Genomic DNA, 22,489 nt, shown 5'->3' with positions numbered 1-22,489 from the left:
ATCCAATAGCAATGAGGTGGCGTGATGGCCAGGATCGGACTTTTCTTCGGCAGCAACACGGGCAAGACGCGCAAGGTCGCCAAGATGATCAAGAAGCGCTTCGACGACGACACCCTGGCTGATCCGCTCAATGTCAACCGCACGAGCGCAGAGGATTTCGCCGCCTATTCGCACCTGATCCTCGGCACGCCGACCCTGGGCGAGGGGCTGCTCCCTGGGTTGAGCGCGGACTGCGAGAACGAGAGCTGGGAGGAATTCCTGCCGCAGATCGAGGGGTTGGATTTCACCGGCAAGACCGTGGCGATCTTCGGTCTCGGCGACCAGGTCGGCTATGCCGACGAGTTTCTCGACGCCATGGGCGAATTGCACGAATTCTTCAGCGAGCGCGGCGCCACCCTGGTAGGGGAGTGGCCGACCACGGGCTACGAATTCACCCATTCGCAAGCGGTGGTGGACGGCAAGTTCGTCGGTCTGGCGCTGGACCTGGACAACCAGAGCAACCTCACCGAAGAGCGGTTGGACGCCTGGCTGCGGCAGATCGCTCCGGCATTCGACTTGCCGCTGTGACCATGCGTTGGGCTTCGCTACGCTCAACCCAGGCGGCCCCGCCGAACCAACGATGTCGGCGGGGATGGTAGGTTGGATCGGACGGCGTTCCGCTGAAACGCGTAGCGTCGAAGCCCAGCTCACACGAAGGTAACGCTTGGCACCCGTCCCGTTGGGGGCTTGGCTTGGTTGTGACCGTGCGTTGGGCTTGGCTGTGCCCAGGCTGCGCGCCCCGACTCAACAGTTGGATGTCGACGGGGTGATCGGGTCGAGACGCGCAGCGTCGAAGCCCAACTCACATGAAGGCGATGCCCAACGTTTCACGGGCTCGCATGAGCCGTTGCCCGGCGACCGTGGGCGGAGTAGCGTGACTGCAAACCGACGATGGAGACTCGCCATGAAGGTTTGCACGTTGATTGCCCTGCTTGCGTTCGCCTTGCCGGTAATACCGGCAGCGGCCAGCGAATGCCCGGCGTTGCTACAGCACGAATTGCCCAAGCTGCGCTCGAAGGAGCGCGTCGATCTCTGCCAGGCCTTCCAGGGCAAGGCGCTGGTAGTGGTCAATACGGCCAGCCACTGCGGCTACACGCCCCAGTTCAAGGGGCTCGAAGCCCTCTATCAGCGCTACCGGGACGATGGCCTTGAGGTGCTGGGCGTGCCGTCGGACGATTTCTTCCAGGAGTCGGACGACGAGGCCGAGACGGCCGAGGTCTGCTACGTGAACTACGGCGTGACCTTCACCATGACCCAGACCCAGCCGGTGCGCGGGCGAGATGCCACGCCGCTGTTTCGCCAGTTGGCCGAACAGGCCGGGCAGGCGCCGCGCTGGAATTTCTACAAGTACGTGGTGGATCGGAAAGGGCGGGTGATCGCGCATTTTTCCAGCAAGGTCAAGCCGGATGATCCGGCGCTGGTCGCGGCGGTGGAAAAGGCTTTGCAACCTGAATAAAGCCCCGGCGCTACCGGCGGTCATAATTGTAGGAGGCGCCTGCGCGTCTTCGTCGCAGCGCTGTCGCGCAGCAAACAGGATGCAGCCCCGAGAAAGCCACCTGTGCACACCGCGCCCGTAGGAGCCCGGGGACGCCGAGTCCTTGCCGGCGATCATCGGCGTTGCGGCCGGCCGTCCGCAAGCGGGCTCCTACCGGTGGGGCAAAAGGATAATCCGCGTTCATACCCGGCAGACGCGTGGGCAAGGCTTCGCCGTTGCCCACCCTGCAAACTGGCTAAATCTCTAAAATTTATCCAATCAAAACAAAGCGTTATTTTATGTTTGATGAGAGCCGTCTTGCTGGCGATGGCCATTCAACGGCATCGCCAGCAAGGCTGCACACTCCGCTGCTCAGGCGGCCTTCAGCGTCGCCATGTCGATGACGAAGCGGTACTTCACATCACTCTTGAGCATGCGTTCGTAGGCCTCGTTGATGTCCTGCATGGAAATCATCTCGATGTCCGAGACGATGCCGTGTTCGGCACAGAAGTCGAGCATCTCCTGGGTCTCCGCGATGCCGCCGATCAGCGACCCGGCGATCCGCCGGCGCTTGAAGATCAGCCCGAACACGCTGGGCGACGGGTGCGGTGAGGCGGGGGCGCCCACCAGCGTCATGGTGGCGTCGCGCTTGAGCAGATTGAGGAAGGCGTCCAGGTCGTGCGGGGCGGCAACGGTGTTGAGGATGAAGTCGAAGCTGTTGGCGTGCGCGGCCATCTCGTCCTTGTTCTTCGAAACCACCACTTGCGAGGCGCCGAGGCGCAGGGCGTCTTCCTTCTTGTCCGGCGAGGTGGTGAACAGCACGACCTTCGCACCCATGGCATTGGCGATTTTCACCGCCATGTGGCCGAGGCCGCCGAGGCCGACCACGCCGACTTTCTGTCCCGGGCCGACCTTCCACTGGCGCAGCGGCGAATAGGTGGTGATGCCGGCGCAGAGCAGTGGCGCGACGGCGGCCAGGTTGTCGGTGTGGCTGATGCGCAGCACGTATTTCTCGTCCACCACGATGATGTCGGAGTAGCCGCCGAGGGTGTTCTCGCCGCCGCCGAACGCAGGGCCGTTGTAGGTGCCGACGAAACCGTTCTCGCAATACTGCTCGAGGCCTTCGCTGCAGGATGGGCAGTTGCGGCAACTGTCGACCAGGCAGCCGACGCCGGCGACGTCGCCGACCTTGAAGCGCGATACGGCCGAACCGACCGCGCTGACCCGGCCGATGATCTCGTGACCGGGAACCGAGGGATAGAGCGTGTTGTTCCATTCGTTGCGGGCGGTGTGCAGGTCCGAATGACAGACGCCGCAGTAGAGAATGTCGATCTGCACGTCGTTCGCCCCGACGGCGCGGCGTGAAAACGAATAGGGGGCGAGCGGGGTGTTCGGGTCGAAGGCGGCATAACCGATGGCCTTGCTCATGGCGGCTCCTTTGGATTGAATGTTCGGGGTGGAGAATTCAAGCCTAATACCGATATTCACGGGAGCGGTTGCACGATCCTGCCGATACCTGACGCGTTCCTGCCGGAAGGGTTCGCAAGGCGGGTGGCGAGGCCGGGGGACTTGGATGATCGGTATCGAGTTGGGAGGCTTTGGGCCGGGGATTGGTTCACTTGGTTGCCGCCGCTAGCCCATGCGGAGGCGACGCTTGACACCCAATGATCGCCCATTCGTAGGGTGCGCTGCGTGCACCACCGGGCTCGGGAGCACTTGGTTCCTTGGCTGCCGCCGTAGGGTGGGCTTTAGCCCACCGGGGCAGGCTTTGGTGGGCTGAAGCCCACCCTACGGGCAGTGCCGGATAAGGGGAGAAGGCTCCTGCGAAACTTCTCGCCACCGCCGCTCGGCCGATACCGAAGCGGCGCGCCCTACGGCAGGATCAGGCGGCCTTCGCCTCGGCTTCGCGCAGCGCGCGGTTCAGCGCGCTGAACAGGGCGCGAATGCTCGCAGTGGTGATGTTCTCGTCGATTCCGATGCCATGCAGCGGCCGCTCGCCGTCCAGACGCACCTCGATATAGGCCGCGGCCCTGGCATTGCTGCCGGCGCCGATGGCGTGCTCGTGGTAGTCCATGATCTCCAGCTTGACCGGCAAGGCGGCGACCAGCGCCTCCAGCGGACCCTTGCCGATACCGCGCCAGTGGGCGGTCTCGCCGTCGGCGGCGACCTCCACATCCACCGCGCTGGTGCCGTTCTCCTCCTGCAGGCGATGGCCCTTGAGGGTATACGGCGCGGTGGCCTGCAGGTATTCGGTTTCGAGCAGCGCGTAGATCTGCCTGGCGGTCATTTCCAGGCCGAGGCGGTCGGTTTCCTTCTGCACGACCTGGCTGAACTCGATCTGCATGCGGCGCGGCAGGCTGATGCCGTACTCCTGCTCGAGCAGGAAGGTAATGCCGCCCTTGCCGGACTGGCTGTTCACACGAATCACCGCCTCGTAGCTGCGGCCGATGTCGGCTGGATCGATCGGCAGGTAGGGGACTTCCCAGAGGCCGTTCGGGTCCTGCTGGGCGAAGCCTTTGCGGATCGCATCCTGGTGCGAGCCGGAGAAGGCGGTATGCACCAGATCGCCGACATAGGGATGGCGCGGGTGCACCGGCAGTTGGTTGCATTCCTCGACCACCTTGCGCACGGCGTCGATGTCCGAGAAATCCAGCTGCGGATCGACGCCCTGGGTGTACATGTTCAACGCCACGGTGACCAGATCGACGTTGCCGGTGCGCTCGCCGTTGCCGAACAGGCAGCCTTCGACGCGATCGGCGCCGGCCATCAGGCCCAGTTCGGTCGCCGCCACACCGGTGCCGCGGTCGTTATGGGTGTGCAGGCTGATCAGCACGCTGTCACGCCGGGCGATGTGGCGGCCGAAATATTCGATCTGGTCGGCATAGACGTTCGGCGTGGCCGCCTCGATGGTCGCCGGCAGGTTGAGGATGAGCTTCTGTGCCGGCGTCGGCTGGAAGACCTCGATCACCGCGTTGCACACCTCGACGGCGAAATCGGTCTCGGTGGAGCTGAACACCTCGGGCGAATACTCGAAGCGCCAATCGGTTTCCGGCGCGGCAGCGGCCAGGCGCTTGATGATCTGCGCCGCGTTGACCGCGATGTCCACCACGCCGGCCCTGTCCTGGTTGAAGACGATGCGGCGGAAGCTCGGCGCGGTGGCGTTGTAGTAGTGGACGATGGCCCGCTTGGCGCCCTCGAGCGACTCGAAGGTGCGGGTGATCAGGTCCTCACGGGCCTGGGTCAGCACCTGGATGGTGACGTCGTCGGGGATGTGGCCGCCCTCGATCAGCTCGCGGACGAAGTCGAAATCGGTCTGCGAGGCGGAAGGGAAGCCCACCTCGATCTCCTTCACGCCCACCTGTACCAGGGTCTTGAAGAAGCGCATCTTCTTTTCGGCGTCCATCGGCTCGATCAGCGACTGGTTGCCATCGCGCAGATCGGAGCTGAGCCAGATCGGCGCCTGGGTGATGGTCTTCGACGGCCAGGTGCGATCCGGAATGTCGATGGCCGCAAAGGCGCGATATTTTTGCGATGGATTCTTGAGCATGGTCATGGCGTTTCCTCGAGCGTTCCTTGAGCGAGCAGCTGTTCTGCTCGTCTGAATCAATGACTTATGGTGCGAAGTTATTGCTTTCAGGTTGGCTCGTGCAAGAGTTGCAAGAAAAATGGTGAATAACGCCAATATTCTAAAATAAGCGGCATTCGGTGCTGAGATGCCGGCAAAAACGGAGGCTTGTTTGCTCGCCACGATTGCGGCCTCATGTCGCAGCGTGGCGGTCGAAGTGGCCATGCGATCATCCCGGCACTTCCCCCAGGGCGGTCACGGTTTAGTGAAGGACACAGCGGTTGACACGTAAACGGCTATCGACGATGAGCATCTGGCTTGGCCTGTTCGCCATGCTGATGATCCACGTCGGCCCGTTGTATTCGGCGCTGCAGGCCGCCCAGGCGTCCGCTGCTCCGGCGAGCGAGCATCATCACCCGCATGCCGAGCATGAACATTCGCCGTCCGCCCATGGTCATCATCGGCAGGCGACGACCGGCGAGCCGGCCTGGCTGGCCGCCCTGGAACTCTGCGGCTATTGCGAGCTGCTGACGCTCAACCCGCCGCTCACGCTTTCCGTCGATCTGGCCCTGCCGCGGCATGAGCCGGTCCATTTCCAGCCATTGCCCGACAAGCCCCTGCTATCGACCCTGCGTCGCAGCAGCGGCCATCCCCGCGCACCTCCGCCTTCCCACTGCTGAGCTCCAGACCAGCCGCCCGAGCGTGGCTGTACGACAATCAGAAAGTGGAAATTCCCATGTCCAGCAATACACCTGGCTACAAGGCGCGTTCGCGCCTGGCCGAACGCTTTTCGATCCAACCGTCCCGCCTGCGCTGGCAACTCGCCCACGCCGCGCTGCTGGGGATACTCGCCGGCTCCGCGCTGGCGGCCGAGCATACCGGCCATGCCGAACACGCCGACTCCGTCGAACTGGTGCCGATGGTCATCACCGGCGTTGCCCAGCAATCGCCGCTGACTGTGGTAACCGATCCGAAGATCCCGCGCCAGCCGGTGCCGGCCAGCGATGGCGCCGATTACCTGAAAACCATTCCGGGCTTTTCCGCCGTGCGCAACGGCGGGGTGAACGGCGATCCGGTGTTCCGTGGCATGTTCGGCTCGCGGCTGAAGCTGCTCAGCAACGGCGGCGAGATGCTCGGCGCCTGTCCGAACCGGATGGATTCGCCGAGTTCCTACATCAGCCCGGACACCTTCGACAAGCTGACGGTGATCAAGGGGCCGCAGACCGTGCTCTGGGGACCGGGCACCTCGGCCGCCACTGTGCTCTTCGAACGTGAGCCGGAGCAGTTCAGCGAACCCGACTACCGCCTCAATGGCAGCCTGTTGACCGGCTCCAACGGGCGCTTCGATCGCAACCTCGATGCTGCCGCCGGCAACAGCCAGGGTTACGCGCGGCTGATGGCCAACAGCTCGCAGGCCGACGACTACGATGACGGCAACGGCGACACCGTGCCGTCGCGCTACGACAAGTGGAACACCGATGTCGCCCTGGGCTGGACGCCGGATGCCGACACCCTGGTCGAGCTGACCGCGGGCCGTGGTGATGGTTACGCACGCTATGCCGGACGTGGCATGGACGGCAGCCAGTTCCAGCGCGAGAGCCTGGGATTGCGCTTCAAGAAGACCAGTATCGGCGAGACCTTCTACGGCCTGGAGGCGCAGGTCTACTACAACTACGCCGACCACGTCATGGACAACTACAGCCTGCGCGACTTCGTGCCCTCGATGATGATGCCGAATCCGACGCTTTCCCGAGTGGATCGCCGTACGCTCGGCGGACGTCTGGTCGGGACCTGGCAGTGGACCGATGTCGAACTCAAGGCCGGTGTCGACGCGCAACGCAGCGAGCACCGCAAGGTGATGAGCCCGGCGGGCGCCGCCAACCAGATGGTCGCTGCGGCTGGCAGCGATGCGCTGCCCTGGGTACCGGACGCCATGTTGCACAGCTATGGCCTGTTCGGCGAGCTGACCTGGGACATGAGCGAGACCCAGAAGATTGTCAGCGGCCTGCGGATAGACCTGCACGAGGCCGAGGATCAGCGCGCGTTCTTCAATAGCCACGATACCTCCAGCATGCCCATCGTCTCGCGCGACTGGGACAACCCCACGGCCGGCGAAACCCGCCGCGACACGCTGTACAGCGGCTTCGTGCGCTACGAGGAAGAGCTCGCCGGCCTGCCGGCGACCTGGTATGCCGGCCTCGGCCATGCCGAGCGCTTCCCCGACTACTGGGAACTGTTCGTCTCCAACCCGGGGCCGGTCGGCACCGTACAGCCGTTCGACACGGTACGCCCGGAGAAGACCACGCAGCTCGATGTCGGCCTGCAGTATGCCAAGGGGCCGCTGGAAGCCTGGGTGTCCGCCTACGCCGGTGTGGTCGAGGACTACATCCTGTTCAGCTATGTGCCCGGGGCGATGCCCAACATGATCCGCGCCGAGGTCAGCAACATCGACGCCACCATTGCCGGTGCCGAGATGGGCGCGAGCTATCGCTTCACCCCCAACTGGAAGGGCGATGCCAGCCTGGCCTACGCCTGGGGCGAGAACCGCGTTGACGATCGCGCCATGCCGCAGATCCCGCCGCTGGAAGGGCGCCTGGGCCTCACCTACGAGCGTGACAACTGGAGCACCAGCGCGCTCTGGCGTGTGGTCGCGGCGCAGAACCGGGTGGCCGAGAACCAGGGCACCGTGGTCGGCAAGGACTTCGACGAGAGCGCCGGGTTCGGCGTGCTGGCGGTCAATGGCGCGTACCGGCTGAACAAGCACTTCAAGCTCAGCGCCGGTGTCGACAACCTGCTGGACAAGAACTACAGCGAGCACCTCAACCTGGCCGGCAGCGCCGGGTTCGCCGATTATGGGCTCGATGCCACCAGCCGCGTCAACGAGCCGGGGCGTACCTACTGGGCGCGCATCGACATGAGCTTCTGATCCGGCGCAACCGCTGCAAGAGTGGGGATGCCACCTCATCCCCACTCCGGACGTAGGTTGGCGCTGAGGCGCGGGGCGCTGTGGTGCGGCTCATGGCGCTGGCTTCAGGGGTGAGGCAATGGGCAGCGCTCGGCGCCGCGCCATGCCTCGTGCCTCAGCGCCAACCTACGATTGACTGGCAATTTCCACCGAATGCCCCGCCGACCGGTGCAATGCCGGTGCGTCGTGCGGCTCCAGCGATTGGCGCCACTCGCGCATGTCCGCTCCGCTCGGGTGCTGGAACACGCGCAGACCGAACTCCGGCAGGATCGCCAGCAGGTGGTCGAAGATGTCCGACTGGATCGCCTCGTACTGCGCCCAGGCCACGGTATTGGTAAAGCAGTAGATCTCCAGCGGCAGCCCGTCCGCGGTCGGGCTCAGTTGCCTGACCATCAGCGTCATGCCCTGATGGATGCCCGGATGGCTGCGCAGATAGTGTTCCACATAGGCCCTGAACGTGCCGATGTTGGTCACCCGACGGGTATTGACCGGCTCCTGGCCGCGCTCGGCGAGTTGGGCGTTCCAGGCGTCGATCTCCTTGCGCTTGTTGACCAGATAATCCTCCAGCAGGCTGAAGCGATACAGCCGCTTGCGCTCCTCGGCATCGAGAAAGTGCACGCTCTGTTGGTCCAGATAGAGGCTGCGCTTGATGCGCCGTCCACCGGATTCCTGCATGCCGCGCCAGTTCTTGAACGAGTCGGAAATGAAGCGCTTGGTCGGGATGCTGGTGATGGTCTTGTCCCAGTTCTGGATCTTCACCGTGTGCAGCGCGATGTCGATCACGTCGCCATCGGCATTGAGCTGCGGCATTTCCACCCAGTCGCCGACGCGGATCAGGTCGTTGGAGGTGATCTGTACGCTGGCCACCAGCGACAGCAGGGTGTCCTGGAAGATCAGCATCAGCACCGCGGCCATGGCGCCGAGGCCGGACAGCAGGATCAGCGGCGAGCGGTCGATCAGCGTGGCGATGATGAGGATGGTGGCGATGGCGTAGAGCACGATCTTCACCACCTGCAGGTAACCCTTGATCGGATGCAGGCGGGCATCCGAACGGCGCTGGTAGAGCAGGTTGACGATGTCCAGTACGGCGCCCAGGGCCAGGGCGACGGTCAGCACGATGAAACCGCCGCAGACGTTGCGTACCACCGTCACCGCGGCTTCCGGCAGGCCCGGTACGGCACCTACGCCGATCGACAGCACCAGCGCCGGAACGATGTTGGACAGGCGCTTGATGACGCCGAAATCCTGCAGCTTCTCGTCGCGGGCATGGCGCAGCAGGCGATAGAGGCCGCGCACCAGAATGCGCTTGACGATCCAGTTGGACAGCCAGGCGGCGAAGATCAGCGCCGCGCAGGCAAGCAGGGTTTGCAGTTCGGGGTGAGCTCTGAGCCAGTCCAGCCCGCCGGCCAGTTCTTCCGTCATGAGTTGCTCCTTCGGTGGCTTCGACGGGGAGGGTCCGTCCTAAGGGCTGTTGACGTTTCATCGCGAGCCGCGATGAAGCGTCAACAGCTCCAGGCCGCGGGACCTTAACAAATTTGCACTGCCATGGCCCACCTCGGGCCCGTCATTCGCCGGTCAGCGGATGAATTCGCGGCTGACGGCCTTGAACAGCTCGGTACCGGCCCGCTCCATCCATTCGAAGGCGACCATTTCCCGCGAGACGATCATCGCGCCGGCCTGGCGCAGGCGTTCCAGCGCCAGCGCCTTGTCCGAGGCGCGACGCGAGCTGACCGCCTCCTCGACCACGAACACGGCGTTGCCGCGTTGCAGCAGGTCGAGCACCGTCTGCAATACGCAGACATGGGTTTCGCAGCCGCAGACCACGAACTGCGCTCGGTCGCCACCGGAGCGCTGGAACAGTTCGCCATCGCCGGCAGCGGAGAAGTGCAGCTTCTCGAGAATGGCGGTTTCGTCGACGCCATCACGCAGTACCGCGACGGTCGGGCCCAGGCCCTTGCTGTACTGTTCGGTGATCAGCACCGGCACGCCGACCCGCTGCGCGATCTGCTGCAGCCAGGCGGTATGCTCGATCATCGCCTCGCTGTCCTGGATGACCGGCAGCAGGCGCTCCTGGATGTCGACGATGAGCAGGGTCGATTCCTCGGCTCTGATACGCATGTTTTTCTCCTTGTGGTTTCAGGGCTTGAACGCGCCGATGAAGATCGAAGGGTCGACGCGCACGTCGTTGAGGCTGACATTCCAGTGCAGGTGCGGCCCGGTGGCGCGGCCGGTGGCGCCGACCTTGCCGAGTGCTTCGCCGCGGCCGAGCCGATCGCCGACGTTCACGTCGATCTCGGACAGGTGGCAGAACATGCTGATCAGCCCCTGGCCATGGTCGAGGAACACCGTCCTGCCATTGAAGAAGTAATCGCCGGTGAGGATCACCGTGCCGGCGGCCGGCGCCTTGATCGGCGTGCCGGCCTTGGCGGCGAAGTCCAGTCCCGAATGCGGGTTGCGCTCTTCGCCGTTGAAGAAGCGGCGCAGGCCGAACGGCGACGACAGCGGGCCGTCCACCGGGCGGTCGAACAGCAGGTTGCTCGGCTGGCTCTGGCTGAACTGGCGATAGGCACGGCTCTGCTCGTCCAGTTCGCGCTCGATGCGCTTGAGGTCGTCCGGGTTCGGATTGACCTGGCGCTGGTTCTTCAGCGTGATGTGTTGCGCGCGGTATTCGCGGCTCAGGACATGGAAGCTCTGCCTGCGCTCGCCGACCTCCAGCCGCTGCTCGCCGGGCCCGACCGTGAGCGGGATGCCGACGATGGCGATCCAGCGCTTGCCGTCTTCCTTGATCACCAGCGCTGGTTTGCCCTGGTAGCGCACCTGCGGCGGCGTGGGGCCGTTGCCGAGTTCGATCACCGCAACCCCGCCCGGCACCGGCTTGTTCAACAGGCGGGTGATGAAGCCTTCGGCATGGACGGGAAGGATGCAGGCGAGAGACAGCAGCAGGGTGACGGTGCGTAGCATGAGCGGTTCCGCTTGGAAGGACGGCCCATCCTCGCGTAAACGCCTGACGAGGGAAAGGGGCGGGGTCGCAGCTTCAAGCTTCAAGCTTCAAGCATCATAGGGCGGGTGCAACCCGCCGATACGGAGTTGGCGTCTGGCACGACTGGCGGGGTTACAACCCTCCCTACGCTCTGCATCGCCGCGAGGGTGCGCCTCCCACAGGGTTCGGCGTGCACCTGCCGCTTTTGTGAGAGGCCGCGCCCGCTCCCGGCGGGCTTGCGGCATTCACCACATCCCTGTGGATTGCCCGCCCTCGCGGCGATGCCTTTAAAGCAGCGGCAGCGTGACCGGCTCGAGATGGTTGTCTTCCACCCTGACCTCCAGGTCGCCTTCGCCGAGCCGGGCCGTGAGGCGCTGGCCAGGATGCGTCTGGCTGGCACGGCGGATCGCCTGGCCGCGTTCGTCGAGCAGGATGCTGTAGCCACGGCCGAGGGTGGCCAGCGGGCTGACCACGTTGAGCGTCTGCGCAAGTCCCAGCAGGTGCTGGCGCCGGCCTTTCAACGATTCCTGCATGGCGCGCGGCAGGCGGCCGGACAGGTGTTCCAGGCGTTGCTGCAGCAGCTTCAGCGTACGCCCCGGATGCTGCGCGGCGAGGCGCGTTTCCAGCCGGGCCAGGCGCTCCTGGCCGCTGCACAGGCGACGATCGACGGCGCGCAGCAGGCGTTGTTCGAGATCGTCGATGCGCTGGGCCTGCTGCTGCAGGCGCTCGCCGGGGTGGCGCAGGCGCCGGGTCAGGCTCTCCAGGCGCATGGCGTCGCGGTGCAGGCGGTCGCGCATGCGCAGCAGCAGGCGTTGCTGCAGGCCGCTCAGGCGCTGCTGGAGGTCGGCGCTGCTGGGCGCCAGCAGCTCGGCGGCCGCCGAGGGCGTCGGCGCGCGCACGTCGGCGACGAAGTCGGCGATCGATACGTCGGTCTCGTGACCCACGGCGCTGACGATCGGCGTCACGCAGGCATCCACCGCACGGGCCACGGCTTCCTCGTTGAAGCACCAGAGGTCTTCCAGCGAGCCGCCGCCGCGGGCCAGGATCAACGCATCGAAGCCCTGGGCGTCGGCCAACTGCAAGGCGCGGACGATCTGCCCGGTGGCTTCGCGGCCCTGCACGGCCGTGGGGATCAGGGTCAGTTCGACCTGCGGCGCGCGGCGGCGGAAGACCGAGATGATGTCGCGGATCACCGCGCCGGTCGGCGAGCTGACGATGCCGATGCGTCGCGGATGGGCGGGCAGGGCGATCTTGCGTTCGGCGGCGAACAGGCCCTCGGCGGCGAGCTTTTCCTTCAGCGCCTCGAAGGCCAGACGCAGCGCGCCATCGCCGGCCGGTTCCAGCGAATCGAGAATGAGCTGGTAATCGCCGCGGCCCTCGAACAGCGAAACCTTGCCGCGCACCCGCACCGCCAGGCCGTCGCGCAACGCCTGGCGCACCCGCGCGGCGTTCTGCCGGAACAGCGCGCAGCGCACCTGGGCGTTCTTGTCCTTGAGGGTGAAGTAGACGTGGCCGGACGCCGGGCGGGCGAGATTGGATATCTCGCCTTCGACCCAGACCTGGGCGAACACGTCCTCGAGCAGCAAGCGGGCGCGGCCGTTGAGCTGGCTGACGGTGAGCACCTCGCGATCGAGGTTGAGGCGCTGGAAGGGATCTTTGAGCATGGCGGCGATGATACGGGAAAAAGGCTGCGAAGAGCGCCGCTGGCGGTTCCGACCGGGCGCGATTGACCTGCGCGGCCAGCGCATTAAGCTGCGCGGCTTCCTTTCGCCTTTCGTCCGAGCCGTCATGAGCCACAGCCAAGCGATCATCGTGCCGCGCATTTCCACCTTTCCCGCGCATGAGGCCAGGGCGCGGTTGATCCTGCGCTGGCTCGCCGAGCGTCGGATCGTCGAGGCGCTGCCGACCACCTGCGGTCGCGGTGCCAGCGGCATGGCCTATGCGATCGCGCCGGGGGCACGCAACGTCGTACTGCGCCCGGAACTGCTGCCGTTCGGCGAGCCGATCAACGGTCTCGAGGTCGTCACCCGGCGCTGCATCTATACGCCGACCGGCGATTTTTTGGAGGAAGCAGGCTGCCCACGGTGCCGCCAGGAAGTGGGCGTGCCGCTGTTCGAGAGCCTGGAGGAGTGGTGGCCGGGGGAAACCGACAATTTCACCTGCCCCGAGTGTGGTTTCGAGGACGACATCAACGGCTTCCTGTTCCTGCAGCCCTGTGGCTTTTCCAACCTGGGCTTTATCTTCAATGGCTGGGCCGAAGCCGGTCTGCTCCCGTCGTTCGTCGAGCAATTCGGCGAACGCCTGGGTTTTGCCGTCAGACTGGTGCAGTAATCGCGAAGTGCCGGTGAGTCATCTCCGAGACAATACCGTCTGCCAACCCGTCAGGTAGGGCGGGCCGGGCGGCGATCCGCTTCAGCCCACCAAGGCCCGCCACTGGGCGGTAGCCACGATTGCTCATGTGGCTTGCGGCTTGGAGCTTGCCGCTCGCATGGGTATAATGCCGCGCTTCCTTTTTCCCGCCTGGGAGCCCCCGCCATGCTGCGTATCAGCCAAGAAGCCCTGACGTTCGATGATGTTCTCCTGATCCCGGGTTATTCCGAGGTTTTGCCGAAGGATGTCAGCCTCAAGACCCGCCTGACCCGCGAAATCGAGCTGAACATTCCCCTGGTTTCCGCGGCCATGGACACCGTCACCGAAGCCCGCCTGGCCATCGCCATGGCCCAGGAAGGCGGCATCGGCATCATCCACAAGAACATGAGCATCGAGCAGCAGGCCGCCGAGGTACGCAAGGTCAAGCGTCACGAGACGGCGATCGTCCATGACCCGGTCACCGTCACCCCGGAAACCAAGATCAGCGATCTGCTGCGAAAGGCCCACGAACTGGGCTTCTCCGGCTTCCCGGTGGTCTCGGGCAAGGAACTGGTGGGCATCGTCACCGGCCGCGACCTGCGCTTCACGCCGAACGCCGGCGATTCCGTGGCGGCGATCATGACGCCCAAGGACAAGCTGGTCACCGTGCTCGAAGGCACCGGCCTGGAAGAGATCAAGACCAAACTCTATGAGCACCGCATCGAGAAGATGCTGGTGGTCGATGGCAACTTCCACCTGCGCGGCCTGGTGACCTTCCGTGACATCGAGAAGGCCAAGACCTATCCGCTGGCGTCCAAGGACAGCCAGGGTCGCCTGCGCGTCGGCGCGGCGGTCGGCACCGGCGCCGACACCGGCGACCGCGTCGAGGCGCTGGCCGCGGCGGGCGTCGACGTGGTGGTGGTGGACACCGCCCATGGCCATTCGCGTGGTGTCATCGAGCGCGTGCGCTGGGTCAAGGAGAACTTCCCGCAGGTGCAGGTGATCGGCGGCAACATCGCCACCGCCGAAGCGGCGCTGGACCTGGTCAAGGCCGGCGCCGACGCGGTCAAGGTCGGCATCGGCCCGGGCTCGATCTGCACCACCCGCATCGTCGCCGGCGTCGGCGTACCGCAGATTTCCGCCATCGCCAACGTCTCCGCGGCGCTGGAAGGCACCGGCGTGCCGATGATCGCCGACGGCGGCATCCGCTTCTCCGGTGACCTGTCCAAGGCCATCGTCGCCGGCGCCAACGCGGTGATGATGGGCTCGATGTTCGCCGGCACTGAAGAGGCGCCGGGCGAGATCGAACTGTTCCAGGGCCGTTCCTACAAGGCCTACCGCGGCATGGGCTCGCTGGGCGCCATGTCCCAGGCCCAGGGTTCCTCGGACCGCTATTTCCAGGATTCCTCCGCCGGTGCCGAGAAGCTGGTGCCCGAAGGCATCGAAGGCCGCGTGCCGTACAAGGGCACTCTGGCGGCGATCATCCATCAACTGATGGGCGGCCTGCGCGCTTCCATGGGCTACACCGGCAGCGCCACCATCGACGAGATGCGTTCGCGGCCGCAGTTCGTGCGCATCACCGGCGCCGGCATGGCCGAGTCGCACGTGCATGATGTGCAGATTACCAAAGAGGCACCCAATTACCGGGTGGGCTGAAGCCCATCAGCTTCAAGTTCCAAGCGGCAAGCTACAAGCCAGAGCCTGTAGCTGCCGCCTCGCTCTTTCACTTGCAGCTTGCAGCTTGAGGCTTGCAGCTGCCTCGCAGAGGCACTTATGGCCACCCATGACATCCACGCCCACCGCATCCTGATCCTCGACTTCGGCTCCCAGTACACCCAGCTGATCGCCCGCCGCGTGCGCGAGATCGGTGTCTACTGCGAGCTGCACCCCTGGGACATGAGCGAGGAGGACATCCGCGCCTTCGCGCCGCGCGGCATCATCCTCGCCGGCGGCCCGGAGTCGGTGCATGCCGAAGGCAGCCCGCGCGCGCCGAAGATGGTGTTCGACCTCGGCGTGCCGCTGTTCGGCATCTGCTACGGCATGCAGACCATGTCCGAGCAGCTCGGCGGCAAGGTGCAGGGCTCGGATATCCGTGAGTTCGGCTATGCACGCGTCGACCTGGTCGGCAAGTCGAAGCTGTTCGACGGCATCGAGGACCACATGGATGACGACGGCGTGTTCGGCCTCGACGTCTGGATGAGCCATGGCGACAAGGTCACCGAGATTCCGACCGGTTTCCATATCCTCGCCAGCACGCCGAGCTGCGCGATCGCCGCCATGGGCGACGACGCCCGCGGCTACTACGGCGTGCAGTTCCACCCGGAAGTGACCCACACCCGCCAGGGCGGGCGCATCCTGTCGCGCTTCGTCCTCGATATCTGCGGCTGCGAGGCGCTGTGGACGCCGTCCAACATCGTCGAGGACGCCATCGCCCAGGTGCGCGCCCAAGTCGGCAACGCCAACGTGCTGCTCGGCCTTTCCGGTGGGGTGGATTCCTCGGTCGTCGCGGCGCTGCTGCACAAGGCCATCGGCGACCAACTGACCTGCGTGTTCGTCGACAACGGCCTGCTGCGCCTGCACGAGGGCGACCAGGTGATGGCCATGTTCGCCGAGAACATGGGCGTCAAGGTGATCCGCGCCGATGCCGAGGAGCAGTTCCTCGCCAACCTGGCCGGCGAAGCCGACCCGGAGAAGAAGCGCAAGATCATCGGCCGTACCTTCATCGACGTGTTCGACGCCCAGGCCAGCAAGCTGGAGAACATCAAGTTCCTCGCCCAGGGCACCATCTACCCGGACGTGATCGAGTCGGCCGGCGCCAAGAGCGGCAAGGCCCACGTGATCAAGTCGCACCACAACGTCGGCGGCCTGCCGGAAGAGATGAACCTGCAGCTGGTCGAGCCGCTGCGTGAACTGTTCAAGGACGAGGTGCGCAAGATCGGCCTGGAGCTGGGCCTGCCCTACGACATGGTCTATCGCCACCCCTTCCCGGGGCCGGGCCTGGGCGTGCGCATCCTCGGCGAGGTGAAGAAGGAATACGCCGACCTGCTGCGCCGCGCCGACCACATCTTCATCGAAGAGCTGCGCAACTTCGACTGGTACCACAAGACCAGCCAGGCCTTCGTGGTGTTCCAGCCGGTGAAATCGGTCGGCGTGGTCGGTGACGGCCGCCGCTATGCCTGGGTCGTCGCGCTGCGCGCGGTGGAAACCATCGACTTCATGACCGCGCGCTGGGCGCACCTGCCCTACGAGCTGCTGGAAAAGGTCTCCAACCGCATCATCAACGAGATCGAAGGCATCTCGCGCGTCACCTACGATGTGTCGAGCAAGCCGCCGGCCACCATCGAGTGGGAGTGATGTCGGGTCCTTCTGGACTCATTGGGATGTATTGATAGACAGTTGCAACGTGTTGATTTAAAAGAAAATTCGTTGCAATGGTTATCGAGGCCTATCGCTGATTAGCAGAACGGATTGGCGGTAGCGGTGACGGTAGTAAACAGCGGTCGGATTGAGACCGTTCTGTTTACTATCCAGTCAAAACCGGTCTTTGACGGTAAATCGCTCCTTGGGAAAGCTTGCCCCGTGCGGCTTTCCCGGCATCAACAGGTCTCCTGACCCTTGACGGTAAAAGCCGTCATGAACAGGAGTAAAAACCTCGATGCTTACTGATACCAAACTGCGCAATCTCAAGCCCAAGTCCAAGCTGTACAAGGCTTTCGACCGCGATGGTATGTACGTGACGGTATCGCCTACCGGTACCGTCACCTTTCGCTACGACTACCGTCTCAATGGACGCCGAGAAACGCTGACCATCGGGCGCTATGGGCCAACTGGCATTTCCCTGGCCATGGCTCGCGAGAAACTACTCGATGCCAAGCGCATGGTCGCCCTGGGCAAGTCTCCCTCCCTGGAAAAGCAGCGCGCTAAGCGGCGCCTGAACGCTGCCAAGAATTTCGGTGAAACGCTGACGAAGTGGTTGGCCGGTGCGCGCATGGCCGACAGTACGCGCGCGATGCGCAAAAGCATCATCGACCGCGACATCCTGCCGGTCTTCGAGAACCGGCTGCTGACCGAAATCACCCCTGACGATCTGCGAGCCCTGTGTGCCAAGGTGAAGGCTCGAGGGGCACCGGCAACTGCGGTCCATATTCGCGACATCGTGAAACAGGTCTACGCGTTCGCGATCCTGCATGGCGAGAAGGTCGAGAATCCGGCTGACGACGTTAAGGCGTCTTCCATCGCCACTTTCGTGCCGAAGGACCGGGCACTGAGCCCGACCGAAATTCGGCTGGCCTTCCATCAACTGGAGACTATCGCCGCGTATCCCACGATCAAGCTGGCCTTGCGGCTGGTGCTGCTGACCTTGGTACGCAAGAGCGAGCTGATCGAGGCAACCTGGGACGAGGTGGATTTCGAGAACGCCACCTGGACGATCTCCAAGGAGCGGATGAAGGGGCGTAACCCGCACGTTGTCTACCTGTCGCGCCAGGCCTTGGACATCTTCGTGGCGCTGCACACCTGTGCGGCTGGTTCCCGGTACGTATTGCCCTCGCGCTATGACATCTATCGCTCCATGTCGCACGCCACCCTGAACCGCATCACCCAGCTCATCGCCTCCCGTGCGAAGGAAGCAGGCCTGCCGTTGGAGCCGTTCACCGTCCACGACCTGCGCAGGACGGGTTCCACGCTGCTCAACGAGGTGGGCTTCAACGGCGACTGGATCGAGAAATGCCTGGCTCACGAGGATGGTCGCTCCTCTCGCTCGGTCTACAACAAGGCCGAGTACGCGGAGCAGCGCCGGCACATGCTGCAGGAGTGGGCGGACATGATCGACGCTTGGATCGATGGCCGCACTCATGTTCCCCAGCTGCTGCCGGACAACGTCGTAGTGCCGGTGCTGAGTGCCACGGTTTAAGGAAAGTGCAAGGTTGTCAGTTGACAACCTTGCCGGTCATGCGAATACTGGAGATCACTGATGACCCGTCCTTCTCACTCGAAGAAAGAGGTCGAAGAAGCACTCAGGCATGCCGAAGAGCAGGGCTGGCGCATAGAGCTGGGTGGTAGCCACGCTTGGGGACGAATCTACTGTCCCTACAACGATGAAGAGTGCCGCTGCGGCGAGTTCTGCATCACCAGCGTGTGGAGCACACCGAAGAACCCAGGCAACCATGCGCGTGCCCTTCGGCGCGTCGTCGACAACTGCACCACGCACCGTAAGCAGCGGCAGACCGCTGAGGGCGCAGAGGAGTAGCGCTATGGAATACATCTTCACCCTGAAATACCAACTGGCCGACGATGACCGTGACCCGGAAGCGTTGGTCGAGCGCCTCGGCGAGGCCGGCTGCGACGATGCTTTGATTGGCATTGGCCAGCCAGGGCGGCTGGCGCTGGAGTTCACCCGTGAAGCAGAGAACGCTGAGGCGGCTGTGCGTAGCGCACTGGCCGACGTGCGCAGTGCCGTACCTTCGGCCAGGCTGATCGAGGTGGCACCGGACCTGGTCGGACTCACCGATGTGGCGGAGATCGTCGGCGTGTCGCGCCAGAACATGCGCAAGCTGATGTTGGCTTATCCGAGCAGCTTCCCTACACCGGTACATGAGGGCAGTGCATCGATCTGGCACCTGGCGGACGTGCTGACCTGGCTACAGGCCAAAGGCAGCTATCTGCTGCCTGGCGGTGTCTTGGACGTGGCTCAGGTGGCCCTGCAGGTCAATCTAGCCAAGGAAGAACGGCGGCTAACGCGTCCCGCCTCCAAGGAACTGCAGGCCCTTGTCGGATGAGGACGGCGCCGACTTCATGCTTGGTTTGAGCCCGCCCGGACAGGGCGGGTTTTCCTTAGATAAACATCCGGCTTGCTGATAATGACCCGAGGCGCCTGCTTGCGCTCCTCGATCCAGGCCTCTACTTCGGCAAGATCCCAGACCACGCAACGTGGTGTCAGGTTGAAGCGCCTGGGGAACTCGCCACGGCGCTCCATCTCGTAGATCGTGGATTCAGCCAGGGGCACGATCTGTCTAAGCTCATGCTTGCGAATTGTGCGCCGGAAGGGCAGGGGGCTGCCCTTGGGGAACTGCGGAAGCGACTCGTAGGCTTCCGTGCCCGGTAAGGGGAGGGACTGCTCAGAGGCAGTGTCGAAGGCATCGGTTGTACGCGCAGAAGTATCCATCTCTATCTCCATGATTACGCTCCATGGGGAGATGGTGGGTTTCAATACCAGGTGAGCCAACTTGCTGTGGCGTAGTCTGGTGTAGGGGATGCTTCCGGCAGGCTCTGTTGAAAAAATAGCTGTTCCCCATGATGTCGGTAGATTTACTCTGAATGACCACGAGCGCCAGGATATATGGCGGATTCTGGGAGTTTATTCGTAGTCTGCGAAGTAAGGAGGAGGGTAACGAAGCCCCTCTCCCTCGAATCAGGGGCTTCGTTTGATTCACTTAATTTCCCACGCTTGCTAAGGGAGGTAGGTCTTCAAAACCTCCGATACCTGCTTCCTTGATTGCCGATTTCGCTACGGCACGAGCAATAGCCAGCTTCTTAATCGCAATTTCTGCTTTCGTACGCGCCAAGGCTTTTTGGTTTTCAGAAGCAGCTTGATAAGCAGTAACTGCATCACTTGCTGCCGTATATGCAGTTACGTATGCGTCATATTTTGTAGCTGCGGTGGAAAGTGCAACCTCCTTTGCTGTCAGCCTTGCAGATTGATCTGTTGCCCTCATGATTTCGTCTGCGGCGAGTTGTGAGATTTCATCTTTTTGGCTGCTAGTAGCTTCGCCAAGGTATTTAAGTAAGGTGTGTGGTTTTTTTGTTTCGGTTATGATGGCGCGTGCATTGACTGGGTAAACGTACTCATCTGTTTTTATTTTTTCAGGTGCGGCAGGCTTGTCAATAACATCTGGGAGTGGAATCCACGGTTGTGTTTTGTCAATAACTGATCTGCTTGTAAGACCCCCTGGTTCCATGTCTTCCTGTTTGATCTCTAGGGTTGCAAAAGGCTTCGCTTGTCCGGGAATATTGAAATCAACTTTCAGAAGAAAGTCACGGGCTTTGCTGAATCTCCAGCTGTCGTCGCTAATAAAGTTAGGGTAATGCCATGCGCGAGGGGTGAAATGAAAAAATGACGGGCTGTTTTTTGAGTCGCGGAACTCCATCAAGGCTTCAAGGTAAAGAAGTGGTTCGCCTATGAGGCCTGTGGCGTTGTAAACGACGACGTTATTATAATTTGGAAAAGGAGTTTTGAAGTTTTCTGTGAGCTCTTTGAATTCGTCTTTGGATAGATTTGCTGGCGCAAATGATTTTCCAATAACGACAATCATGCACTGTTGCTCGGGGTTAGGCTTGATGTCTCCCTCCTTTGTCCATACAGCAAAGGCCTCCATTCGTCCGTCACCGCCTAAAATGTATTCTTCATTTTGGGAAAGATAAGTCGATATTTTGTCAATGGTTGCCTCTGCTACTTTTTGCCCTATGCTGGCAGCAATTGTAGCGCCGACAGTTGCAAGGACAGCACTCTCTTTCTTGGAGTCTTTGGATGGACAGGTGGGAGTGAACCCGACTCGTAGCTGAGTTGGTTCCTCTACCGAAGATTGTGAGGGCTTAGGTGACTTGTTGTTGGTTGTGGTTGATGCACACCCAAGCAGCAATGAGATCGTAATTAGTGTAAATATTAAGCTATGGCTGGCTGGCATTTTGAAAATCTCCTTTGCTGTCGTGTTAGAGCGATTCTTGAATTAAGTTTCTGACCTTGTCGTTGATGAATGTCCCGCCATTCATTTGGATGTCATGTGGAAGTCTGCAGTCGCTATAGTTGTCAGGTGAATCTCCTATATGTGTACCGGCTAAGGCTAGGATTTTTGGTTGGCTGATGAAAATAGCAGCGCCGCTTCCGCCGGGTGTGGCGCTACAAGTATGAGAAAAGCAGCCTGACTCCTTGCTAATAATAATGCATGACGGATTAATGCTTTGTACAAAACCTGATTTGAATCTTTCAGGTAGAATCAATGAGGAGAGTGGGAATTGTGAAATTTGTACTAAGGGGGTCGGTTTTATTTCTGGAGAACTGCTGTTTGGTGTTTTTATTTTTTCTGGCGGTGGAATGGTTATTGCGGTTGGTGAGAAGTTTCCAGGGGCTATTCTTGCAATTACTTGATCATCTTCGGCAAGTTTTAAATCTTTTGAAAGTGCATTTTTTTCGAGGATAGAGCAAATTTGATAGGTGTTATTTTCGTAGGCTGGTTGGAACCAGAGGCTAGACTGGCTTTCTTTTAAGTTTCTCTGACTTAAGGAATCAAAGCAGTGTCGTGCAGTTAGAATTCTGCCTTGGCTGCCAACCAATAAAGCGGTGCAAATTGGGTTGATGCCGTCGTAAATTGTTCCGATTGATTTAAGTATGGCGTGAGATTGTGCGAATTTAGATTCCTCAGCTGGAATATAACAGCTAGTGAGAACTTCTCGTGTGGCATCGATAAAGTCTAGAATTTTTTTCTTCTGCGACGATGTGAGTTCGGAGGGTAAATTATTGGTTTTTAGGTAGTTGATAGTGCCAGCAAAAAGCTCTTTGCTTGAATAAATTATGCTGTGCGCGGTTTTGTAATTTTCAGTTGTGTAGTTGTCGCAGCTTCCATTTGGGGAGGTTATGGAGTCAATGGTTTTTCTAGGGGTTTTTGGATATAGCTCTAGTACGGTGGATTCTATTTTGTTGTCAGGCGTTGTTTTGTAAGGGTACAAACCCTTATTGGGATTAAATTTCTCAAGCCAGTTCTCTGGGCTTTGGACTATTTCAGGCGTCTGACGGAAATGGTGTATATAACGCACGCCTCCTTCTGCTGCTGAGCTCTGAGCAAGATTTTGATCAGAAAAAGATAATAAGCGGAGCTCACTGGTACTGACCGATGATGAATCGCTAACACTACGTATCGTTGGATTTGATCCCTCCAAACGGGCTATGTTTACTGGTGACTGCTCCTCGAATATAACCCACGGTAGGGGCGTCTCTGTTGCGAGGGATGTAGTACTTACCTTAGGGCAGCTGAACAGAGCTGCGAAGGACGCTGCAGGAACATAAGCAGCAATAAAGGTTAGTTTCAAAAGATGTGTCTGTTTGCGTGCCATCTTGCCTCCCTG

Annotated in this window: 19 protein-coding genes; 10 read left to right on the top strand and 9 right to left on the bottom strand. The window is 61.9% G+C overall.

Annotated elements, in window-relative coordinates:
* Positions 1 to 24 precede the first annotated feature (24 nt).
* Both IN820_RS18610 and IN820_RS18605 read left to right on the top strand, forming a co-directional pair.
* Entirely contained in the window at positions 25 to 567 is a 543-nt protein-coding gene (locus IN820_RS18610) for a flavodoxin (RefSeq protein ID WP_193682378.1), read from the top strand.
* A 376-nt stretch (positions 568 to 943) separates the two neighbouring features.
* On the top strand, positions 944 to 1,495 hold the full coding sequence (locus IN820_RS18605) for a glutathione peroxidase (protein WP_193682377.1): 552 nt from the start codon (positions 944 to 946) through the stop codon (positions 1,493 to 1,495).
* A 390-nt stretch (positions 1,496 to 1,885) separates the two neighbouring features.
* Here the strand turns inward: IN820_RS18605 and IN820_RS18600 are convergent, their stop codons facing one another.
* Both IN820_RS18600 and leuA read right to left on the bottom strand, forming a co-directional pair.
* On the bottom strand, positions 1,886 to 2,941 hold the full coding sequence (locus IN820_RS18600; protein ID WP_207793698.1) for an NAD(P)-dependent alcohol dehydrogenase: 1,056 nt from the start codon (positions 2,939 to 2,941) through the stop codon (positions 1,886 to 1,888).
* A gap of 454 nt (positions 2,942 to 3,395) precedes the next feature.
* A complete protein-coding gene (gene leuA / locus IN820_RS18595) occupies positions 3,396 to 5,066 on the bottom strand; it encodes a 2-isopropylmalate synthase (RefSeq protein ID WP_193682376.1) in 1,671 nt (556 codons plus the stop codon).
* A 317-nt stretch (positions 5,067 to 5,383) separates the two neighbouring features.
* On the opposite strand from leuA, the gene IN820_RS18590 reads away from it, so the two are divergent.
* Together IN820_RS18590 and IN820_RS18585 are read left to right on the top strand one after the other, a co-directional pair.
* A complete protein-coding gene (locus IN820_RS18590; protein ID WP_193682375.1) occupies positions 5,384 to 5,758 on the top strand; it encodes a DUF2946 domain-containing protein in 375 nt (124 codons plus the stop codon).
* Positions 5,759 to 5,814: 56 nt separating this feature from the next.
* Complete coding sequence (locus IN820_RS18585; RefSeq protein ID WP_193682374.1) at positions 5,815 to 8,004, top strand: TonB-dependent copper receptor; 2,190 nt, start codon at positions 5,815 to 5,817, stop codon at positions 8,002 to 8,004.
* A gap of 165 nt (positions 8,005 to 8,169) precedes the next feature.
* Here IN820_RS18585 and IN820_RS18580 read toward each other — a convergent pair whose 3' ends face one another.
* The 4 genes from IN820_RS18580 to xseA all read right to left on the bottom strand — a co-directional run bounded on the left by IN820_RS18580 (position 8,170) and on the right by xseA (position 12,687).
* Positions 8,170 to 9,465, bottom strand: a complete 1,296-nt coding sequence (locus IN820_RS18580; RefSeq protein ID WP_193682373.1) for a mechanosensitive ion channel family protein — start codon at positions 9,463 to 9,465, stop codon at positions 8,170 to 8,172.
* A 153-nt stretch (positions 9,466 to 9,618) separates the two neighbouring features.
* On the bottom strand, positions 9,619 to 10,161 hold the full coding sequence (locus IN820_RS18575) for a hydrolase (protein WP_193682372.1): 543 nt from the start codon (positions 10,159 to 10,161) through the stop codon (positions 9,619 to 9,621).
* A gap of 18 nt (positions 10,162 to 10,179) precedes the next feature.
* Positions 10,180 to 11,004, bottom strand: coding sequence for a M23 family metallopeptidase (locus tag IN820_RS18570; protein ID WP_193682371.1), 825 nt, complete (start codon positions 11,002 to 11,004; stop codon positions 10,180 to 10,182).
* Between the two features lie 306 nt (positions 11,005 to 11,310).
* Positions 11,311 to 12,687, bottom strand: coding sequence for an exodeoxyribonuclease VII large subunit (gene xseA / locus IN820_RS18565; RefSeq protein WP_193682370.1), 1,377 nt, complete (start codon positions 12,685 to 12,687; stop codon positions 11,311 to 11,313).
* Between the two features lie 124 nt (positions 12,688 to 12,811).
* Here xseA and IN820_RS18560 point away from each other — a divergent pair, with 124 nt between their 5' ends.
* From IN820_RS18560 to IN820_RS18535, 6 genes are all read left to right on the top strand, one after another.
* Entirely contained in the window at positions 12,812 to 13,354 is a 543-nt protein-coding gene (locus IN820_RS18560; RefSeq protein WP_193682453.1) for a sugar ABC transporter ATPase, read from the top strand.
* A 204-nt stretch (positions 13,355 to 13,558) separates the two neighbouring features.
* Entirely contained in the window at positions 13,559 to 15,028 is a 1,470-nt protein-coding gene (guaB, locus tag IN820_RS18555; RefSeq protein ID WP_193682369.1) for an IMP dehydrogenase, read from the top strand.
* 117 nt (positions 15,029 to 15,145) lie between these two features.
* On the top strand, positions 15,146 to 16,726 hold the full coding sequence (gene guaA / locus IN820_RS18550; protein WP_193682368.1) for a glutamine-hydrolyzing GMP synthase: 1,581 nt from the start codon (positions 15,146 to 15,148) through the stop codon (positions 16,724 to 16,726).
* A 301-nt stretch (positions 16,727 to 17,027) separates the two neighbouring features.
* Positions 17,028 to 18,284: a tyrosine-type recombinase/integrase gene (locus IN820_RS18545; protein WP_193682367.1), complete on the top strand. Its 1,257-nt coding sequence runs from the start codon at positions 17,028 to 17,030 to the stop codon at positions 18,282 to 18,284.
* Positions 18,285 to 18,344: 60 nt separating this feature from the next.
* Positions 18,345 to 18,620, top strand: a complete 276-nt coding sequence (locus tag IN820_RS18540; RefSeq protein WP_012019489.1) for a hypothetical protein — start codon at positions 18,345 to 18,347, stop codon at positions 18,618 to 18,620.
* A 4-nt stretch (positions 18,621 to 18,624) separates the two neighbouring features.
* Positions 18,625 to 19,149 carry a helix-turn-helix transcriptional regulator gene (locus IN820_RS18535; RefSeq protein ID WP_193682366.1) on the top strand — a complete coding sequence of 175 codons (525 nt, stop codon included), beginning with the start codon at positions 18,625 to 18,627 and terminating at the stop codon, positions 19,147 to 19,149.
* Between the two features lie 14 nt (positions 19,150 to 19,163).
* Here the strand turns inward: IN820_RS18535 and IN820_RS18530 are convergent, their stop codons facing one another.
* From IN820_RS18530 to IN820_RS18520, 3 genes are all read right to left on the bottom strand, one after another.
* Entirely contained in the window at positions 19,164 to 19,547 is a 384-nt protein-coding gene (locus IN820_RS18530) for a helix-turn-helix transcriptional regulator (RefSeq protein WP_193682365.1), read from the bottom strand.
* A gap of 256 nt (positions 19,548 to 19,803) precedes the next feature.
* Positions 19,804 to 21,054 (bottom strand): hypothetical protein, encoded by a 1,251-nt coding sequence (locus IN820_RS18525; RefSeq protein ID WP_193682364.1) that lies wholly within the window; start codon positions 21,052 to 21,054, stop codon positions 19,804 to 19,806.
* Positions 21,055 to 21,079: 25 nt separating this feature from the next.
* Entirely contained in the window at positions 21,080 to 22,477 is a 1,398-nt protein-coding gene (locus IN820_RS18520) for a trypsin-like serine peptidase (RefSeq protein ID WP_193682363.1), read from the bottom strand.
* Between the last annotated feature and the right edge of the window lie 12 nt (positions 22,478 to 22,489).

The sequence above is a fragment of the Pseudomonas lopnurensis genome, assembly GCF_015070855.1.
Taxonomy (GTDB): Bacteria; Pseudomonadota; Gammaproteobacteria; order Pseudomonadales; family Pseudomonadaceae; genus Stutzerimonas; species Stutzerimonas lopnurensis.
Note: the sequence above shows the minus strand (reverse complement) of the source record. Positions and strands in the feature narration are given on the sequence as shown.

Excerpts from the sequence above, each read along its gene's own strand:
- IN820_RS18525 (WP_193682364.1), bottom strand. The coding sequence starts at position 21,054 with ATGCCAGCCAGCCATAGCTTAATATTTACACTAATTACGATCTCATTG.
- IN820_RS18520 (WP_193682363.1), bottom strand. The coding sequence starts at position 22,477 with ATGGCACGCAAACAGACACATCTTTTGAAACTAACCTTTATTGCTGCT.
- leuA (WP_193682376.1), bottom strand. The coding sequence starts at position 5,066 with ATGACCATGCTCAAGAATCCATCGCAAAAATATCGCGCCTTTGCGGCC.
- IN820_RS18600 (WP_207793698.1), bottom strand. The coding sequence starts at position 2,941 with ATGAGCAAGGCCATCGGTTATGCCGCCTTCGACCCGAACACCCCGCTC.
- IN820_RS18545 (WP_193682367.1), top strand. The coding sequence starts at position 17,028 with ATGCTTACTGATACCAAACTGCGCAATCTCAAGCCCAAGTCCAAGCTG.
- IN820_RS18570 (WP_193682371.1), bottom strand. The coding sequence starts at position 11,004 with ATGCTACGCACCGTCACCCTGCTGCTGTCTCTCGCCTGCATCCTTCCC.
- guaB (WP_193682369.1), top strand. The coding sequence starts at position 13,559 with ATGCTGCGTATCAGCCAAGAAGCCCTGACGTTCGATGATGTTCTCCTG.
- IN820_RS18540 (WP_012019489.1), top strand. The coding sequence starts at position 18,345 with ATGACCCGTCCTTCTCACTCGAAGAAAGAGGTCGAAGAAGCACTCAGG.
- xseA (WP_193682370.1), bottom strand. The coding sequence starts at position 12,687 with ATGCTCAAAGATCCCTTCCAGCGCCTCAACCTCGATCGCGAGGTGCTC.
- IN820_RS18535 (WP_193682366.1), top strand. The coding sequence starts at position 18,625 with ATGGAATACATCTTCACCCTGAAATACCAACTGGCCGACGATGACCGT.
- IN820_RS18610 (WP_193682378.1), top strand. The coding sequence starts at position 25 with ATGGCCAGGATCGGACTTTTCTTCGGCAGCAACACGGGCAAGACGCGC.
- IN820_RS18560 (WP_193682453.1), top strand. The coding sequence starts at position 12,812 with ATGAGCCACAGCCAAGCGATCATCGTGCCGCGCATTTCCACCTTTCCC.
- guaA (WP_193682368.1), top strand. The coding sequence starts at position 15,146 with ATGGCCACCCATGACATCCACGCCCACCGCATCCTGATCCTCGACTTC.
- IN820_RS18605 (WP_193682377.1), top strand. The coding sequence starts at position 944 with ATGAAGGTTTGCACGTTGATTGCCCTGCTTGCGTTCGCCTTGCCGGTA.
- IN820_RS18585 (WP_193682374.1), top strand. The coding sequence starts at position 5,815 with ATGTCCAGCAATACACCTGGCTACAAGGCGCGTTCGCGCCTGGCCGAA.
- IN820_RS18580 (WP_193682373.1), bottom strand. The coding sequence starts at position 9,465 with ATGACGGAAGAACTGGCCGGCGGGCTGGACTGGCTCAGAGCTCACCCC.
- IN820_RS18530 (WP_193682365.1), bottom strand. The coding sequence starts at position 19,547 with ATGGAGATAGAGATGGATACTTCTGCGCGTACAACCGATGCCTTCGAC.
- IN820_RS18590 (WP_193682375.1), top strand. The coding sequence starts at position 5,384 with ATGAGCATCTGGCTTGGCCTGTTCGCCATGCTGATGATCCACGTCGGC.
- IN820_RS18575 (WP_193682372.1), bottom strand. The coding sequence starts at position 10,161 with ATGCGTATCAGAGCCGAGGAATCGACCCTGCTCATCGTCGACATCCAG.